This window comes from Paraburkholderia aromaticivorans (genome assembly GCF_002278075.1).
In the GTDB taxonomy this organism is placed as follows: domain Bacteria; phylum Pseudomonadota; class Gammaproteobacteria; order Burkholderiales; family Burkholderiaceae; genus Paraburkholderia; species Paraburkholderia aromaticivorans.
This window is the reverse complement of record NZ_CP022990.1, coordinates 2,703,288-2,718,993: the sequence shown is the minus strand read 5'-3', so window position 1 is coordinate 2,718,993 and position 15,706 is coordinate 2,703,288. Positions and strand designations below refer to the sequence as shown.

15 protein-coding genes are annotated in these 15,706 nt (G+C 64.0%); 4 read left to right on the top strand and 11 right to left on the bottom strand.

The features are described 5' to 3' along the window. Positions 1-63: 63 nt before the first annotated feature. The 7 genes from CJU94_RS31740 to CJU94_RS31710 form a co-directional block, all read right to left on the bottom strand. Positions 64-933, bottom strand: coding sequence for an alpha/beta fold hydrolase (locus CJU94_RS31740; RefSeq protein ID WP_095422484.1), 870 nt, complete (start codon positions 931-933; stop codon positions 64-66). 108 nt (positions 934-1,041) lie between these two features. After that, positions 1,042-2,286 (bottom strand): 3-(3-hydroxy-phenyl)propionate transporter MhpT, encoded by a 1,245-nt coding sequence (gene mhpT / locus CJU94_RS31735; protein WP_095422483.1) that lies wholly within the window; start codon positions 2,284-2,286, stop codon positions 1,042-1,044. Positions 2,287-2,383: 97 nt separating this feature from the next. After that, positions 2,384-3,400 (bottom strand): 4-hydroxy-2-oxovalerate aldolase, encoded by a 1,017-nt coding sequence (gene dmpG / locus CJU94_RS31730; protein ID WP_095422482.1) that lies wholly within the window; start codon positions 3,398-3,400, stop codon positions 2,384-2,386. 13 nt (positions 3,401-3,413) lie between these two features. Next, positions 3,414-4,355, bottom strand: a complete 942-nt coding sequence (locus CJU94_RS31725) for an acetaldehyde dehydrogenase (acetylating) (RefSeq protein WP_095422481.1) — start codon at positions 4,353-4,355, stop codon at positions 3,414-3,416. Between the two features lie 24 nt (positions 4,356-4,379). Further along, positions 4,380-5,186: a fumarylacetoacetate hydrolase family protein gene (locus CJU94_RS31720; RefSeq protein WP_095422480.1), complete on the bottom strand. Its 807-nt coding sequence runs from the start codon at positions 5,184-5,186 to the stop codon at positions 4,380-4,382. Between the two features lie 18 nt (positions 5,187-5,204). Further along, on the bottom strand, positions 5,205-6,155 hold the full coding sequence (locus CJU94_RS31715) for a 3-carboxyethylcatechol 2,3-dioxygenase (RefSeq protein ID WP_095422479.1): 951 nt from the start codon (positions 6,153-6,155) through the stop codon (positions 5,205-5,207). Position 6,156: 1 nt separating this feature from the next. Next, positions 6,157-8,007: a bifunctional 3-(3-hydroxy-phenyl)propionate/3-hydroxycinnamic acid hydroxylase gene (locus CJU94_RS31710; RefSeq protein WP_095422478.1), complete on the bottom strand. Its 1,851-nt coding sequence runs from the start codon at positions 8,005-8,007 to the stop codon at positions 6,157-6,159. A 247-nt stretch (positions 8,008-8,254) separates the two neighbouring features. On the opposite strand from CJU94_RS31710, the gene CJU94_RS31705 reads away from it, so the two are divergent. The 3 genes from CJU94_RS31705 (at position 8,255) to CJU94_RS41485 (ending at position 9,746) form a co-directional block, all read left to right on the top strand. Continuing rightward, on the top strand, positions 8,255-9,067 hold the full coding sequence (locus tag CJU94_RS31705; RefSeq protein WP_095422885.1) for a DNA-binding transcriptional regulator: 813 nt from the start codon (positions 8,255-8,257) through the stop codon (positions 9,065-9,067). Positions 9,068-9,259: 192 nt separating this feature from the next. Beyond that, positions 9,260-9,550: a hypothetical protein gene (locus CJU94_RS31700; protein WP_095422477.1), complete on the top strand. Its 291-nt coding sequence runs from the start codon at positions 9,260-9,262 to the stop codon at positions 9,548-9,550. 52 nt (positions 9,551-9,602) lie between these two features. Continuing rightward, positions 9,603-9,746 carry a hypothetical protein gene (locus CJU94_RS41485; RefSeq protein ID WP_167397589.1) on the top strand — a complete coding sequence of 48 codons (144 nt, stop codon included), beginning with the start codon at positions 9,603-9,605 and terminating at the stop codon, positions 9,744-9,746. Positions 9,747-9,784: 38 nt separating this feature from the next. Here the strand turns inward: CJU94_RS41485 and norR are convergent, their stop codons facing one another. Continuing rightward, positions 9,785-11,377 carry a nitric oxide reductase transcriptional regulator NorR gene (norR, locus tag CJU94_RS31695; RefSeq protein WP_095422476.1) on the bottom strand — a complete coding sequence of 531 codons (1,593 nt, stop codon included), beginning with the start codon at positions 11,375-11,377 and terminating at the stop codon, positions 9,785-9,787. 112 nt (positions 11,378-11,489) lie between these two features. Between norR and hmpA the strand changes: the two genes are divergently transcribed. Next, complete coding sequence (hmpA, locus tag CJU94_RS31690; protein WP_095422475.1) at positions 11,490-12,671, top strand: NO-inducible flavohemoprotein; 1,182 nt, start codon at positions 11,490-11,492, stop codon at positions 12,669-12,671. A 37-nt stretch (positions 12,672-12,708) separates the two neighbouring features. Here hmpA and CJU94_RS31685 read toward each other — a convergent pair whose 3' ends face one another. From CJU94_RS31685 to CJU94_RS31675, 3 genes are all read right to left on the bottom strand, one after another. Continuing rightward, positions 12,709-12,996 carry a hypothetical protein gene (locus CJU94_RS31685; RefSeq protein WP_095422474.1) on the bottom strand — a complete coding sequence of 96 codons (288 nt, stop codon included), beginning with the start codon at positions 12,994-12,996 and terminating at the stop codon, positions 12,709-12,711. A gap of 485 nt (positions 12,997-13,481) precedes the next feature. Further along, positions 13,482-14,006, bottom strand: coding sequence for a phasin family protein (locus CJU94_RS31680; RefSeq protein WP_095422473.1), 525 nt, complete (start codon positions 14,004-14,006; stop codon positions 13,482-13,484). Positions 14,007-14,578: 572 nt separating this feature from the next. After that, entirely contained in the window at positions 14,579-15,610 is a 1,032-nt protein-coding gene (locus tag CJU94_RS31675) for an alpha/beta fold hydrolase (protein ID WP_095422472.1), read from the bottom strand. Between the last annotated feature and the right edge of the window lie 96 nt (positions 15,611-15,706).

Below are 15,706 nucleotides of genomic sequence, written 5' to 3'. Positions count from 1 at the left end.
CGGAACACTTTGGCGCTCGCGTGTCTGCACGCGGCGCCTGTCGATGCCCATCGGCGCCGCGCCTCAGTGCGCCAGAAAATCCACCACCATGCGGTTGAATTTCTCCGCATGCTCCCACTGCGCCCAGTGACCGCAGCGGCTGAAAATATGCATCTCGGCATTCTGCATGCCGGCAACCAGACGCAAACCCACATCCATCGGCACGAAGCGATCGTCGCGCCCCCAGATCACCAGCGTCGGCGCCGCAATTTCGCCCAGGCGCGGACCGAAGTCGTTGAACTGCTTCGGATTCGCCGCGAGACTCTTCACGAAGTTTTCCAGGTGATCACGACGCGCGAGCATATTGTCGAGCCGCGCCTGCATCAGATCGTCGGTCAATGCCTGGGCGTCGAACACGAACACGTTCATCATCCGCTTCAGGTTTTCAATCGTCGGTTCGCGATACAGGCCTTGCAGCAGCTTGATGCCTTCCGTCGGCATCGGCACGAACTGGCTCGGGCCGCCGGTGCCGCCGCCCATCAGCACCAGTTTGCCGACACGCCGCGGATTGGCGAGCGCGAATGCCACGGCGCTATGGCCGCCCATCGAGTTACCGATGATGTGCACGCGTTCAATGTCGAGCGCGTCGAGCAGGCCTTGCAACGAACGCGCGTTGAGTTCGGAACGCGAGCCGTCGCACACCACCGGATCGCTTTTGCTCCAACCCAGGCAGTCCATCAGGATGACCCGGTAGCCCGCGGCGACGAGCGGCTCGACATTGCGGTTGAAGTTCGCCCAGCCGCTCGCGCCGGGGCCCGAGCCGTGCAGCATCACCACGGTTTCGGCGCCCTGTCCGGCGTCGTTGTAGTGCAACTGCACGTCGCGATCGCCCTCCTTGATACGCACGAATCTGCTGGTCGATGCTTCGGTGATGGCCGATACATTCGAGGTCATGGTGCTTTCCTTTGTCTGAAGAGAGTTGGTTGAGCGCGCACGCTACGCGGGGGCGCGCGATCCGGATTCGATGGCGCTATGCGACGGTTGCGCGCTTGCGCCCTTGCGCTATTGCGCGGTCGCCGGCGCATAAACAGGCGCGGACTTGTCCACCACGAGCCACGCCGAGATCGCCGCGACGGCGATCAACGGAATGCTCGCGCTCAGCAGCACGGACGCACTCTGCCCGATCGCCAGCAACTGCCCCGCGATCAAAGGCCCGAGAATCGAGCCCATGCGCCCTACCGCCACCGCCGCGCCCACGCCGGTGCCACGCACGTGGGTCGGATAGATGCTGCTCGCGAGCGCATACAACACCGACTGTCCGCCGACGAGAAACAGCCCCGCGAGCAAACCGCCGCACGCCATGGACACGCCGCCGTTCGCGGCGACGAGCGCCGCCAATGCCGCGGCGATGCCCAGATACATGCCGGTCACGGTGCGCCGCTTGCCGATGCGATCCATCAGGCTCGCGATCACGATCGCCCCGATGCCGCCGCCGATGTTGAACATCATCTGCACGACGCTGGATTGCACGCGCGAGAGCCCACGGCTCAACACCAGCGACGGCAGCCAGTTGATCAGGAAGTACAGGACGATCAACGTGCCCAGATAGCTGATCCACAACGCGACGGTCGTACCGGCCCGCCCTTCCTTCCACAAGGCCTGCGCGATGCCGGACGGCGCCTCGCCCATCCCGCGCGCGCCGCCCGCGGCCGGGCGCGCGGCGACGAAATGCGCCGACTCGCGCATGTAGAGCGCCAGCAACGGCAGCACCAGCAGCGGTCCCACGCCGCCCACGTAGAAGATATGCCGCCAGCTCGCATCGCCCGGACTGACGATGCCGATCACCGCCGCGAGCGCCGCACCGAACGGCATGCCGCAATACATCGCGCCCACCGCCGTGTTGCGTTGATCCGGCGACGCCGCTTCCGAGCACAACGCGATCAGGTTCGGCATCGCGGCGCCGAGCCCGAGCCCGGTGAGAAAGCGCGCGGCCAGCAAACTGTTCAAGTCCCACACCTGCGTAGTGGCGATCGAGAAGATGCCGAACAGCGCGACCGACAGCATCAGTACGCGCTTGCGGCCGAGCTTGTCGGCGAGCCGTCCGCCGATCGCGGCGCCCGGCAGCAGGCCGAGCGCGCCGATGCTGAATGCCCAGCCCATCTGCGCGACCGCGAGATGGAATTCGCGGGCCATGCGCGGCGCGGCGACGCCGGTCGATTGCAGGTCCAGCCCTTCCAGTAACGCGACGATCAGGCAGAGGCCGATCGTGACGGCACCGGTGGGGCGAGTGTTGGTTGATCGCTGCATAAAAAGTCTCCAATGTGTTTTCAGCATCGCTCTTGCCGGCGATAACGCTGGGTGGGGTGGACGACGCGGACGGCCGCCCGGCTTCTGAACCAATGCGCTAGACGCTGGCCGCGCGTTTCAGGTCGAGCGCCACGTCGACGATCATGTCTTCCTGGCCGCCGACCATGCGCCGCTTGCCCAGTTCGACGAGAATGTCGACGGCTTTCAGCCCGTACTTCTTTGCGGCCACTTCGGCGTGCCGCAAGAAGCTCGAATACACGCCCGCATAACCGAGCGCCAGCGTTTCACGGTCCACGCGCACCGGACGGTCCTGCAGCGGCCGCACGATCTCGTCGGCGGCATCCATCAGCGTGTAGAGATCGGTGCCGTGGTGCCAGCCGGCGCGTTCGGCCGCGGCAATGAACACTTCCAGCGGCGCATTGCCCGCACCCGCGCCCATGCCCGCGAGACTCGCATCGATGCGGTCGCAACCTTCTTCCACGGCGACGAGCGAGTTCGCGACGCCGAGGCTCAGGTTGTGGTGCGCGTGCATGCCGGTCTTCGTCTGCGGCTTCAGCATGGCCTTCAATGCGCGAAAGCGCGCGCGCACATCGTTCATGTTCATCGCGCCGCCGGAGTCGACCACGTAGATGCAGGTCGCGCCGTACTGTTCCATCTTCTTTGCTTCGACGGCGAGGTTCTCCGGCGTGGTCATGTGGCTCATCATCAGGAAGCCGACCGTGTCCATGCCGAGTTCGCGCGCGTATTCGATGTGCTGCTTCGAAATGTCCGCCTCGGTGCAGTGCGTCGCGACCCGCACGATGCGCGCGCCGGCCTGGTACGCCGCCTTCAGATCGTGAATCGTGCCGATGCCCGGCAACAGCAGCGTGGCGATCTGCGCGTGCTCGACCACGTCCGCGACCGCCTCGATCCATTCGAGGTCGCTATGCGCGCCGAAGCCGTAGTTGAAACTCGAGCCTTGCAAGCCGTCGCCATGCGCGACCTCGATGCTGTCCACCTTCGCCTTGTCGAGCGCGCGGGCGATCCGCTGCACGTTGTCGATCGAATACTGATGACGGATCGCGTGGCTGCCGTCACGCAGCGTCACGTCGGAGATATACAGTTTCTTGTCCATGAGAAGCGTCTCCTTATGCCTGCACGAGGGATTGCGCCATGCGCTCCGCGGTCGCGAGCGCGGCCGAGGTCATGATGTCGAGATTGCCCGCATACGCCGGCAGGTAATGCGCCGCGCCTTCCACCTCGATGAACACCGAGGTCTTCAAACCGCTGAAGCGGCCAAGGCCCGGAATGTTCAGCGGCGCGTCGGCGGCGATCTCGTCGAACTGCACCTTCTGCTTCAGGCGATAGCCCGGCACATACGCATGCACGGCGGCGGCCATGGCTTCGATCGAGGCTTCCACTTGCGCCTGCGCGGCGAGATCCGACAGCACGTAGACCGTGTCGCGCATCATCACCGGCGGCTCGGCCGGATTGAGCACGATGATCGCTTTGCCTTTGGCCGCGCCGCCCACCGCTTCGATCGCCTTCGAAGTCGTTTCGGTGAACTCGTCGATATTCGCGCGCGTACCGGGACCGGCCGACCTGCTGCTGATCGACGCGACGATTTCCGCGTAATGCACCTTCGCCACGCGCGAGACCGCGGCCACCATCGGAATCGTTGCCTGACCGCCGCACGTCACCATGTTGACGTTGCGGCTGTCGATATACGCGTCGAGATTCACGACCGGCACGCAATACGGACCGATCGCGGCAGGCGTCAAATCGATCAGGCGGATGTCCGGTTTCAGCGCGCGCAGGAACGCGTCGTTTTTCACATGCGCGCCGGCGGAGGTCGCGTCGAACACGAAGTCGATGTCGTTGAACACCGGCAGACGCGTCAGCCCTTCCACGCCTTCGTGCGTGGTCGCGACGCCCAGCCTCGCGGCGCGCGCGAGACCGTCGGACGCCGCGTCGATGCCGACCATCGCCGCCACCTCCAGATGCTCGCCGTGCCGCATGATCTTGATCATCAGATCGGTGCCGATGTTGCCGGAGCCGATGATCGCGGCCTTGAGTTTTTCGCTTGCCATGTCAGTCCTCAATCGGGTGAATGCTTATGCGGAGAAAGTCGCGCGAACGCTGCCGAGGCCTTCGATCTGCGCGCTGAAAGTGCCGGGCTGCGTCACCGCGACCATCGGACCGAGCGCGCCGGTCAGGACGACATCGCCGGCTCGCAGCGGCGTGCCGAGCTGCTGCATGCGGTCCGCGAGCCACACGGCGGCGTTCAGCGGATTGCCCAGGCACGCTGCGCCGTTGCCGCGCGAGAGCGCTTCGGCCTCGTTCGAGAGGGTCATCGCGCACGCCGCCAGATCGACGTCGCGCAGCAGCACCGGGCGGCTGCCGAGCACGAAGCGCGCGCTCGACGCGTTGTCCGCGACGGTATCGACAAAGCGGATATTCCAGCCCTCGATGCGGCTGTCCACGACCTCGATGGCGGCGACCGCATAGGCGGTCGCGCGAATCAGGTCGGCGTAGGTGTGCTTTTCATGCGTGAGATCGTGTTCGAGCACGAGCGCGATTTCCGCCTCGACCTTCGGCTGAATCAGTTCGCCGAGCGGGATCGGCTGGCTGTCGCCATAAGCCATCGACGCGAACAGCGCGCCGAAGTCCGGTTGCGCGACGCCGAGCTGGCGTTGCACCGCGGGCGAGGTCAAACCGATCTTGCGCCCGACGATGCGCTCGCCGGCGCCCACGCGCGCCTGGACGTTGGTCTGCTGGACGGCGTAGGCGAACCCGGCGGCGTCGGCTGCATTCAGTTGGACGAAGCGCTCGTCGTCGCGCAACGGCGCGATGGTCTGACGAGTGCGCTCGGATTCGCGCAGCCGCAGGGCTAGCGCTTCAGCATGGCTTTGGTGGTTCATGGCGGGTTCCGTGATTCGTCAAACGGTTTCGGCAATGGGCCGCGCGTGCATCGCGCCGAAGCCCGCGATCCACTCGGGGATCGGCCGGTAGTAATCGAGCGTCGCGCGATAGGGTCCGTGCGCCTGCAACGCGCCGAACGCGGCAATCCACGTGCGCACCTCGTGCGCGGACTTGCCGGCGGCGCGCGTGATCGCTGTGTCGGTGAAGCCGTCGAGTGCGGGCAACTCCCCTTCTTCGAGCAGCCTCAGGAACGCGCGGTCCCACTCGGGATTGAGCGGATGCAGGCGGCTGTCGCCCGCGGCGAACGCGCGGGCCGCCGCGACGGTGCGAGCCTCGCGCGCCGCCCGCGCTTGCGCCGACGGATTGCGGCCGGCAATCAGCCGCTCGGCGACTTCGTCCGTTGCGCCCGCCAGTTCCGGCACCGGCGGTTCGTGCGAAATACCGCCGGAGCCGATCAACAGCACGCGTTGATTCATCAGCGCGAGGCGGCGCCCCAGCGCGTCGCCGAGCAAACGCGCACGGCGGCACGACGCCATGGGCGGCGCAACCGAGTTGATGAACACCGGCACGACCGGATAACGATCCAGTGCGCCCGTGAGAATCTCCAGCGCCTGCGCGCAACCGTGATCGACCTGCATGCGGTACGACACGGCAACGTCGACATCGGCTTCGAGCGCGGCTTGTGCGAGATCGAGCGCGGTGCCGGCGGGTACCGCAAGCTGACCCGCCAGACTGCCGAAGTCGCCGATCGCGCTCGCCGAGGCGCCGATGCAGAACGGCGGCATCACGTCGTAGAAGAAACCGTTGTAATGGTCCGGCGCGAACACGACGACCAGTTGCGGGTCGAAGGCGGCAACGCGTGCGCGCGCCGCGGCGTGAATCCGCCCGACTTCCGCGACGATCTCGGGCGCCGGGTCGCAATAGCCGGCGAGCGGCGTGTGGGAAAGACATTCGAGCAACATCGGCATGTCAGGCTCCCGCCGCCACGGCGACATCGCTTACGGACGCCTCAGCCGGGTTGCTCGCCGCGACCGTGGCGGCGGCACGCTCGCCGGCCTTCAATGTCAGCTTGAGCGCGAGTTCGCCGATGCACGCCGACACCTGCTGCGGCGTGCACATGCCCGCCACGAAACGATCGGGCCGCAGCAGCACCACGGATTCCGGCACGCGCGCGAACCACTCCTTCAGACGGCCCTGCACGTCGCCGATGGCGATCACGCCGTCAGGCACGTCGTCATGAAAAGCGAGCTGGGTATCGGGCTTGGCGAGCACGAAGCAGCCGCCGAGGCGCTGCCAGGTTTCGCGCGCGAGCGGCGACAACCCGAACGTGGGATCCGAACCCCAGCCGATGATCGCGAAGCGATTGCCGAGCACGTCGTCGAGACGCGTGACGCCGCCGTCCACTGTCCGCACACGCGGCTGAATGAACATGCGCCCGACCGGCGAATGACACAGCGGATCACGGCCATAGACGAGGCGGCCGAGCAGGGACTCGCGCTTTTCGCTCATCAGGCCGAGCAGCCGGCCGGGTGCGGAATGGCCGGAGCGCTCCAGCACGCGAGCCAGCACACCGTGCTTGCGTTTGCGCTCCGTGAGCAATACGACGCCCGTTTCATAGCGCGGCATCGGCTTGAAACGCATCTCCACGAAGTAGCGCTTCATGGCGGGGATCACGTTGAAGGTGCGCACGAAGGCGTCGCGGAACTTGATGCCGAAGCGGCTCGTCGGCGCGAAGATGTCGCCGGCCACTTCCGAAAGATGGATCATCGAGCGGGCGTGCGCGCGGCGCTCCGCCGTGTAGGTGTCGAGCAATGCCTCGCCGGCGAGTTGCTTGACCACCATCGCCAGCTTCCAGCCGAGATTGCTCGCGTCGCGAATCCCGCTGTTATAGCCCTGCCCTTGCCAGACCGGCATGATGTGCGCGGCGTCGCCGGCCAGCAGCACGCGGTCCACGCGAAAGCGGCTCGCGAGCCGCGCATTGTGCGTATAGACGCGCTTGCGGATGTAGTCCACCTTCTGCGGATCGGCCACCACCTTGCGGATCAGCGCGGCCATGTTCTCCGGCTTGGACAGTTCCTCTTCGGTTTCGCCCGGCATCACCATGAATTCGAAGCGGCGAATGCCGTGCGGCAACGCCGCCGATACGTACGGCCGCTGCGGATCGCAATGCATGTACACGTGCGGCGAGCCGATCGGATCGTTGCGCACGTCCACCACGATCCATTGATTCGGCTTGGTCCTCCCCTCGAACGGCACGTCGAGCATGCGGCGCACGAAGCTGTTGCCACCGTCCGCGCCGACCATGTACGACGCGCGCACCGTGCGGCGGCCGCCTTTCGCGTCCTCCGCCGCGATCGTCACGCCGCTCTGGTCCTGTGTGAACCCGCTCACGTTCGTGCCGAACAGCACCCGGACATGCGGGAAGCGGCGCAACCCTTCGTACAACACACGATCCGCGAGCGGCTGAATGAATGCATTGCGGCGCGACCAGCCGAACTCGTCGGTGCGCGGTTCGATCGACGCGAAGCAATGCCCGCTGTGCGTGACAAAACGCATCCAGTGGTCTGGTGTGGTATGCGGCAACAGCACGTCGGCCAGGCCGACGGACTGGAACACGCGTAGCGCTTCATCGTCGAGGCCGATGGCGCGCGGATAGTCGATGATCTGTTCGAGCTTTTCCAGCAGCACCACGCGCACGCCCTGCAAGCCCAGGTAGTTGGCGATCATCAAACCGACGGGTCCGGCGCCGATGATCGCGACATCGGCGCACACGGTTTCACTGCGACCGCTTGCGGTCGCCGGATCATTGGACGGGTACATACTGTCTCCTTTGACGCGAGCGGCACGGCGCGCCGCCGCTTCAGATAGCGGACTTGTGTGAAATATCCAGGGAGAGCACGGGGACGATTGCGTATCGCCATGGCGAAAAAGTCGCGCATGGGATGCGGCCTCTCGCGTCTCCTTGAATTGTTGATTTGCTCGCAGTCTAGGACTCGCGCCGGATGCCCTCAACAATTTGTGAAAAATGTGCATACAATGCACATAGTTGATTTATCGAGGTTTTTTGGTGACAAAGTATACGAATGTGCGGGGTCTCGCGCGTGGCTTGCAAGTGCTCCAGGCGCTCAATTCCATGGACAGCGGCCGCGCCACCAGCCAGCAGATCAGCGAGCTGACGGGCCTGCATCGCACCACCGCGCGGCGGCTGCTGGAGACGTTGATGGAAGAAGGCTTCGTGCGGCGCAGCGCGTCGGACGACAGTTTCCGATTGACGCTGAAGGTTCGTTCGTTGAGCGAAGGTTTTACGGATAACGAACGGATTGCGACGATCGCGCCGCCGATCATGGGGCAGTTGCTGCAGCGCGTTGCGTGGCCTTCGGATCTGACCACGCCGGACGGCGACGCGATGATCATCCGCGAGACGACGCACCGCTTCAGTCCGCTCTCGTTTCACCGTTCAATGGTGGGCCGCCGCTTGCCGATTCTGCTGACGGCTGCGGGGCGCGCCTACTTTGCAATGTGTCCCGACGAGGAGCGCGAGGAGATTCTCGACTTGCTGCGCTCCGGTGCCGGCGGTGAAGAACAGAAGGCGCTCGCCGCGAACGACAGGTTGATAAAAAGCCTGGTCAAGCGGGTGCGCGCGGACGGCTTTGGCTCCAATCACGGCGACTGGTCGGCGCAGAGCAAGATCGGTGCGGTCGCCGTTGCGATCGTTTCGCGCGAGCGCGTGCTGGGGAGTCTGAACGTGGTGTTTCTGTCGCGGGCAGTAACGCTCGCGGAGGCGAAACGGCGCTATGTGCCGGAACTTCGGACCGCGGTGCGGGAGATGGTTGCCGCGCTGGAGTCGCAGGATGGGCCGGGCGGAAAGAAGCCGGAGTGATGGACGAGGAAGGACGGAGCGCCGGCGGCGCCGCACGGGTTGATTGGCGGCCGCCGGGCGAGTATTCTTCAGCGGAATACTTCGATTTCCCAACTACCGCAGATTGACCAAAAAACAGGCTTTTGTTCGACCGATTGAAACCCCGCGTGCCAGCGCACACTCACAGCGTGCCCATCGAGCAAGGAACCTACAATGTCTTCCCGCCACGACCAGGATAACGAGTTCGAAACCGGCTTGCCGCCCGTTTCGACGACCGAATGGACCAGCCCGGTGCCGGGCGCCGACGCCGGAACGATGCGCGGGTTGCACCTCGCGTCGGAAAGCGTGTTGTGCCTTGCAACTCAGGCTCACGACGCGGTTGCACGCGGCGACGCGGCGGGCGCCGAAGCCGCGCGCGCATCGCTCGAACAGCAACTGGCACTGGCCACGCGCCTGATCGACGAACTCCTGTTCGACGGCAGCGGCCCGCATACGACGCATTGACCGGCCGGCAGGCCGGGCAGCCCCAATCGCAGTCTCCACCCCGAAAACTGAAATGAGCACTTTGACGGTCATTCTCTGCATCTGGTCCATGCTGGCCATTTGCGCCATTCTCTTCATTCGCGGCGCCACCGCGCGCGTGGAGCGTCCCACCAAGGCGCCGCAAAAGCGCCCGGCGCGATTCTCGATCGCAGAATAACGGTCGAGCGGCGGCGTCGGCCCGTTTGCGCCGCCGCTTCATTTGAGGCCAAGCCGTTTGGCCAGCCGGTTCAGATTCGCCCGATCGAGGGCGAGCTCACGCGCGACAGCCGCCCAATTCTGGTGATGGCGCGCGAGAGCGTCGAGCACGGTGGCCCGCTCGAACTCGGTTACCGCGCTGCGGAAGTCCTTCGTTCCGGCACCGGTTGTCTGCACGGGCGTCTGGTTGCTCGTCTCGTCCGGTGTGGACGACAACGCCAGGTCGGCGGCGCTCAGCGTCAGGATCCGGCGGCGCTCGCGATTCGCGGCCAGCGCCTTGAGCGCGCTGCGCCCGATCAGGTGCTCGAGTTCACGCACGTTGCCCGGCCACGGGTAGCGCAGCAGCATGGCTTGCGCATCCGCCGCAAGACGCAGGCTCAGCAGGCCGAGCCGGGAACGATTCTCCTCGAGGAAAAACCCTGCGAGCAGCAGCACATCGCGGCCGCGTTCGCGCAGCGGCGGCACGCGTAGCGGATAGACGCTCAAACGATGATAGAGGTCGGCGCGGAACCGTCCCGCGCGCACCTCTTCGGCGAGATCGCGATTGGTTGCCGCGATCAGCCGCACGTCGACCTTGTGCTCATGGTCCGAGCCGATTCGCTGCAACTGCCCGTTCTGCAGCACCCGCAACAGCTTCGCCTGCACCTGAAGGGGCAATTCTCCCACCTCGTCGAGAAAGATCGTTCCGCCGTCCGCCAGCTCGAATTTGCCGCGCCGGTCCGACGACGCGCCGGAGAACGCGCCGCGCACATGCCCGAACAGCTCGCTCTCGACGAGCGTGTCGGGCAGCGCGGCGCAGTTCAGACTGACGAGCGGCTTGTTGGCCCGCGACGAGAGCGCATGAATCGCGTTGGCCACGAGTTCCTTGCCGACGCCGGTCTCGCCGGTGATCAGCACGGTCAGGTCACTGCCGGCCACGACCTCGATTTCCTGAACCAGTTGCGTGTGAGCCTCGCTGCTGCCAACCATCTCGCGCCGGCTCTGGCTGCTCGCCTGCCGGTAAGCTTCCGCGCGGCGCCGCTCTTCCTCGCTGCTGCGCGCCAGCGTATCGATTCGCTCGACGACGCTCACGGTGGCAGCGGCGAGACCCAGAAACGCCTGCAGCGAGGCCATGTCGATGCTGTCGAAGCGCGCCGGATCCAGCGCGTCGAGCGTGAGCAGACCCCATGGACGGCCGCGAACGAACAGCGGACAGCCCAGGCAGTCGTGAACTTCGAGGTGCCCGGCCGTGCCTTGCACGAGGCCGTCGTAGGGATCCGGCAGGTCGGAGTCGGCGGCGAAACGCGTCGGCTCCGGCCGCGACAGCAGTTGCTCGAAGCGCGGGTGGTCGCTGACACGGAAACGCCGTCCAAGCGTGTCGCTGCTTAACCCGTCGATCGCGAGCGGCACCAGCGTGTCGCCTTCCAGCCGCAGCAAAGCGGCCGCATCGCCCGGAAACAGCGCCCGCAAACTGCTGAGCAGGCGCCGGTAACGCTCGCGGTCGGACAGGTCACGCGAGAGATCGAGGATCAGGGGCGTCAGGACGTCGAGCAATGCCCGCGCAGTCAGATTGACTCCGTCTGGAGTCTTTCCGACCAAGGTCGAAGTGACCATAGTTAAATTCAGATCGTTGATTTAATTGCATTTTATACCTGGCACGAAACATGGATACAAAAGCACGACAGTCGAAGCCCGACTGGCTATCCACTCACTACCAGGACTTCCTATGCTTTCCGCCGAACATCGCGCTATCGTCAAAGCCACCGTTCCCCTTCTCGAAAGCGGCGGCGAAGCGTTGACCACGCACTTCTACAAGATTCTCATTAGCGAGCATCCCGAGGTGCGGCCCATGTTCAACCTCGCGAATCAGGCAAGCGGTGCACAGCCACGCGCGCTCGCCAACGGCGTGCTGATGTACGCACGCCACATCGATCAACTGGAACAACTCGGCGGGCTGGTCTCGCAGATCATCAACAAGCACGTCGCGCTGAATATCCTGCCGGAGCACTACCCGATTGTCGGCCAGTGCCTGCTCAGAGCCATCCGCGAAGTGCTCGGCACCGAAATCGCAACCGATGCGGTCATCGAAGCGTGGGCCGCCGCCTATCAGCAACTCGCCGATCTTCTGATCGGGCTCGAAGAGAAAATCTACTCCGAGCGGGAAGCTGCGCCGGGCGGCTGGCGCGGCACGCGGCTCTTTCGCGTCGCCCGTAAAGTGCGGGAGAGCGACGAGATCACGTCGTTCTATCTGCGCCCCGACGACAACGGCGAGTTGCTCGCATTTCATCCGGGACAATATATCGGCGTGCGGTTCCATATCGACGGCGAAGAAGTGCGGCGTAACTACTCTCTCTCGGCCATGTCGAATGGCCGCGAATACCGTATCAGCGTGAAGCGCGAACCGAATGGAAAGGTGTCGAACCATCTGCACACGCGCGTCAACGAAAACGACACCCTGGAACTGTATGCGCCGGCCGGCGACTTCAAGCTCGAGCACAACGACAAGCCGCTGGTCCTGATCAGCGGCGGCGTGGGCATCACCCCTACATTGGCGATGCTGCAAGCCGCGCTGAGTACAGATCGCACCGTGCACTTCATTCATTCGGCGCGTCATGGCGGCGTTCATGCGTTCCGCGACACGATCGAGCAACTGGCCGCCCGTCACCCGAAGCTGAAGCGCTTCTATTGCTACGAACAGCGCCGCGCGGACGATGCCGACGCGCACGGCATCGGCTATCTCGACGAAACGCGTCTCGATGCGTGGTTGCCGGAAACGCGCGACGTCGACGTCTATTTTCTCGGACCGATCGCGTTCATGAAAGCCATCAAGAAGCACCTGAAGGCGATCGGCGTGCCGGAATCGCAAAGCCGTTATGAATTCTTCGGCCCGGCTGCGGCGCTGGAATAAGCCGTCGTACTGGTCACGGTTGCGCTGAACACATCGCTCAGCAAAGCGTCGCGCTCGTCACCCAGGGCATGCTCCTGAAGCGCGCGATCATCGCATCCACCAACTCGCGCTGCGCCTGAGCGAGTGCGATCGTGACCTCTTCAAAACCGCCGCCGGGAGGCGTGGTGACATCGAGTTTTTCGACGTTTCTGGAAATCGGCATCAGCACCTGCCAGATGGCGGCAATGCGCATACCGTGAAGCGCCGCGCGCACGACGAGTCGATGACGGCCTGAAGCGTGGGCCGACAGCACGTTCAAGCCGCTCTCAGAATATTCATGAGTCATGTCTTTCCCCTGTGGACTGGCTGATCCGCGTTTTCCGCGGCCCTCGGATGTCCGTTTTATTTTTCAGCGTTACGCAGACGTCTTCACGATTCCGTGCAGCCGTCTGAGCAACGCGCCCGCATGCTCGCGATCTACCCTGGATATGTCGCGCTGATTCAGTATCGTCTCGATCCGCCGACGCCAATAACCCGGCTCGTTCACCAACGACGTACACGCCATCGAATCACCTTTGGAAGTTAATCTCTCAAGTGTCGTGACTATCGTTTCGATATGCAAAAGATCGTTCTTAAAAGAAGCGTGACTTCCCATTACATTCCCGGCTATTTTCTTGAGCGCCCTCGGATCGCCCGTCGAACGAATTGGCAAGCAATGCGATATCCATTTCGTCTCCGAATCGGCCGATCCGTCCTGCTTGCAGGAAAGCGAAACAACAGCCTTGAAGCATTCGCGCCAGGCTGCCTGAGCATTGCTGTTGGTTGATTGCTTTATTTGGCCCGCGTCGGCACAGGGATTGCCGATTGACCTGCCTGCGCCATGGCAATGGCTTGCGCGGTGGCCTTGCGCATGGCGTCGTAGGCCGCGCCAGCACTGGAAACCGCCGACTTGAACACCGTGACCGCGACCTCGGAACCTGCCGGAGCATGACGCGCAAGGTCGTCCACCACCGTCTGCATCCTTGCATTGGACTGTGCGCAGCGATCTTCGAAAACCTTCATAAACTCGGCTTGCGCGTTTTTCGCAATATCCAGTACATGACTGTTATACGACAGCATTTTCTCCGCCACCGGGCGCGCATTGCCGGCTTGCTGAACGAACAATTCGACAGGGGTCTTGCCCGAGATTGCCTGTTGCCAGGCCTGTTCACTTTCAGCGAGCGTGACCTTGGCGGCTTGCAGGTTAAGCCTCGTCAGTGCTTCAAAACAGTGGAATGTTTGCTGTGCCAACGAAAACGCGACCGCAACATTGGCACTTTGCATGGCGATAAATTGATCCGGCGTCGTAAAAACCACTCTGCACTCCTTTCTTAAGCCCACAAATCGCTCGAAACGAGTAGGCGAAAACAGCTCGCAAGCATGCAGATGCTGACACAACCGCTCCCGGCCCCCTCGATTCGCTTCTGCCGCGCAGAATTAGACGAAACATTCTAACTTTGTTAAACCAGCCTCTGGCGTACTGTTTTGTAGGTAAATACCCCTGGTCAATCAGGGTTTAACTGAGGAATCGAGCGACTTCGAAAGATGCGGAGTGCTGCTGATTTGCCGCCGCGGTCACTTTATTAGCGGCCTCGGGCCAGGGCACCAATGCGCGCAGTGAGTATCGGCGACGAATGTGACAAGCACTGTCGCCGGGTGCACGGGATCGGTATTTTCGGCGAATAGATGAGGTGCGCGCGCCTGGTTCGAATCAGGTCTGTTCCGCGGCTGGCCAGTCGATTGCATGGCGCGGCGCCGCCCGCCCGGGCGCCAGCATCGTCATCGCCAGCAAGGCAAAAGGTGCGGGCTTGCGAAAAGATCACGGCGAAGTGAGCGGGTTCATACTCGTGCCGCCGAGCGCATGTCGGGCGACCAGCCCAGATCACGGCTCAGAACCTGGCGACGTCGATGATCGCATCGGCGAACGCCTTCGGCGCCTCCTGCGGCAAGTTGTGCCCGATGCCGCCGCCAATGTTCCGATGCGCATACTTGCCGGTGAACTTCTTCGCATACGCAGCCGGTTCGGGATGCGGCGCGCCGTTCGCGTCGCCCTCCATCGTGATGGTCGGCACGGTAATGACCGGCGCCTGTGCGAGGCGCTTCTCCAGCTCGTCGTACCGCGGCTCGCCCTTGACGAGGCCCAGACGCCAGCGATAGTTGTGGATCACCACCGCAACGTGATCCGGGTTATTGAACGACTGCGCCGAGCGTTCGAACGTTGCATCGTCGAAATCCCATTTCGGCGATGCCGTGTGCCAGATCAGCTTGTTGAAGTCGTGGCGGTTCGCATCGTAGCCCGCATAGCCACGCTCCGTGGCGAAATAGAACTGATACCACCAGGCCAGTTCCGCTTTTGGCGGCAACGGCGTCCGGTTGGCTTCCTGACTGCCGATCAGATAACCGCTCACCGACACCATCGCCTTGCACCGCTCGGGCCACAGCGCCGCAATGATGTTTACCGTGCGCGCACCCCAGTCGAAGCCGCCGAAAATCGCCTTGTCGATCTTCAGCGCATCCATCAACGCGATGATGTCCACCGCAACGACCGACTGCTGCCCGTTGCGGGGCGTGTCCGCCGACAGGAAGCGCGTCGAGCCGTAGCCGCGCAGGTACGGCACGATCACCCGGTAGCCGGCGGCGGCGAGCAACGGCGCGACTTCGACGAAGCTGTAGATGTCGTAAGGCCAGCCGTGCAGCAGGATCACCACCGGACCATTGCTCGGACCCGCCTCCGCATAGCCCACGCTGAGCGTCCCGGCGTCGATCTGCTTCAGCTGATCGAAGGCAACGACCCGCGATCCCGGCTTCGTGCCGCTCGACTGCGCCCGGGCGAGTCCGCTCAGTCCGAGTTCCATCAGGCTGATGCCCGCAACCGCCGTGCCGAGCAAACGGCGACGCCGATCATTAATCTGGTCCGACATGGTTCTTCTCCTTTTATGCGCGAGGGCGTTGAGCCAGACGATCCGGCCTGAAAGCATTAGACCCGGCGCAAGTATCTGGCTTATGTCGCCAATGCA

Bases quoted from the DNA above. Each gene is read 5' to 3' on its own strand.
- CJU94_RS31740 (WP_095422484.1), bottom strand. From the start codon at position 933: ATGACCTCGAATGTATCGGCCATCACCGAAGCATCGACCAGCAGATTC.
- mhpT (WP_095422483.1), bottom strand. From the start codon at position 2,286: ATGCAGCGATCAACCAACACTCGCCCCACCGGTGCCGTCACGATCGGC.
- dmpG (WP_095422482.1), bottom strand. From the start codon at position 3,400: ATGGACAAGAAACTGTATATCTCCGACGTGACGCTGCGTGACGGCAGC.
- CJU94_RS31725 (WP_095422481.1), bottom strand. From the start codon at position 4,355: ATGGCAAGCGAAAAACTCAAGGCCGCGATCATCGGCTCCGGCAACATC.
- CJU94_RS31720 (WP_095422480.1), bottom strand. From the start codon at position 5,186: ATGAACCACCAAAGCCATGCTGAAGCGCTAGCCCTGCGGCTGCGCGAA.
- CJU94_RS31715 (WP_095422479.1), bottom strand. From the start codon at position 6,155: ATGCCGATGTTGCTCGAATGTCTTTCCCACACGCCGCTCGCCGGCTAT.
- CJU94_RS31710 (WP_095422478.1), bottom strand. From the start codon at position 8,007: ATGTACCCGTCCAATGATCCGGCGACCGCAAGCGGTCGCAGTGAAACC.
- CJU94_RS31700 (WP_095422477.1), top strand. From the start codon at position 9,260: ATGTCTTCCCGCCACGACCAGGATAACGAGTTCGAAACCGGCTTGCCG.
- CJU94_RS41485 (WP_167397589.1), top strand. From the start codon at position 9,603: ATGAGCACTTTGACGGTCATTCTCTGCATCTGGTCCATGCTGGCCATT.
- norR (WP_095422476.1), bottom strand. From the start codon at position 11,377: ATGGTCACTTCGACCTTGGTCGGAAAGACTCCAGACGGAGTCAATCTG.
- hmpA (WP_095422475.1), top strand. From the start codon at position 11,490: ATGCTTTCCGCCGAACATCGCGCTATCGTCAAAGCCACCGTTCCCCTT.
- CJU94_RS31685 (WP_095422474.1), bottom strand. From the start codon at position 12,996: ATGACTCATGAATATTCTGAGAGCGGCTTGAACGTGCTGTCGGCCCAC.
- CJU94_RS31675 (WP_095422472.1), bottom strand. From the start codon at position 15,610: ATGTCGGACCAGATTAATGATCGGCGTCGCCGTTTGCTCGGCACGGCG.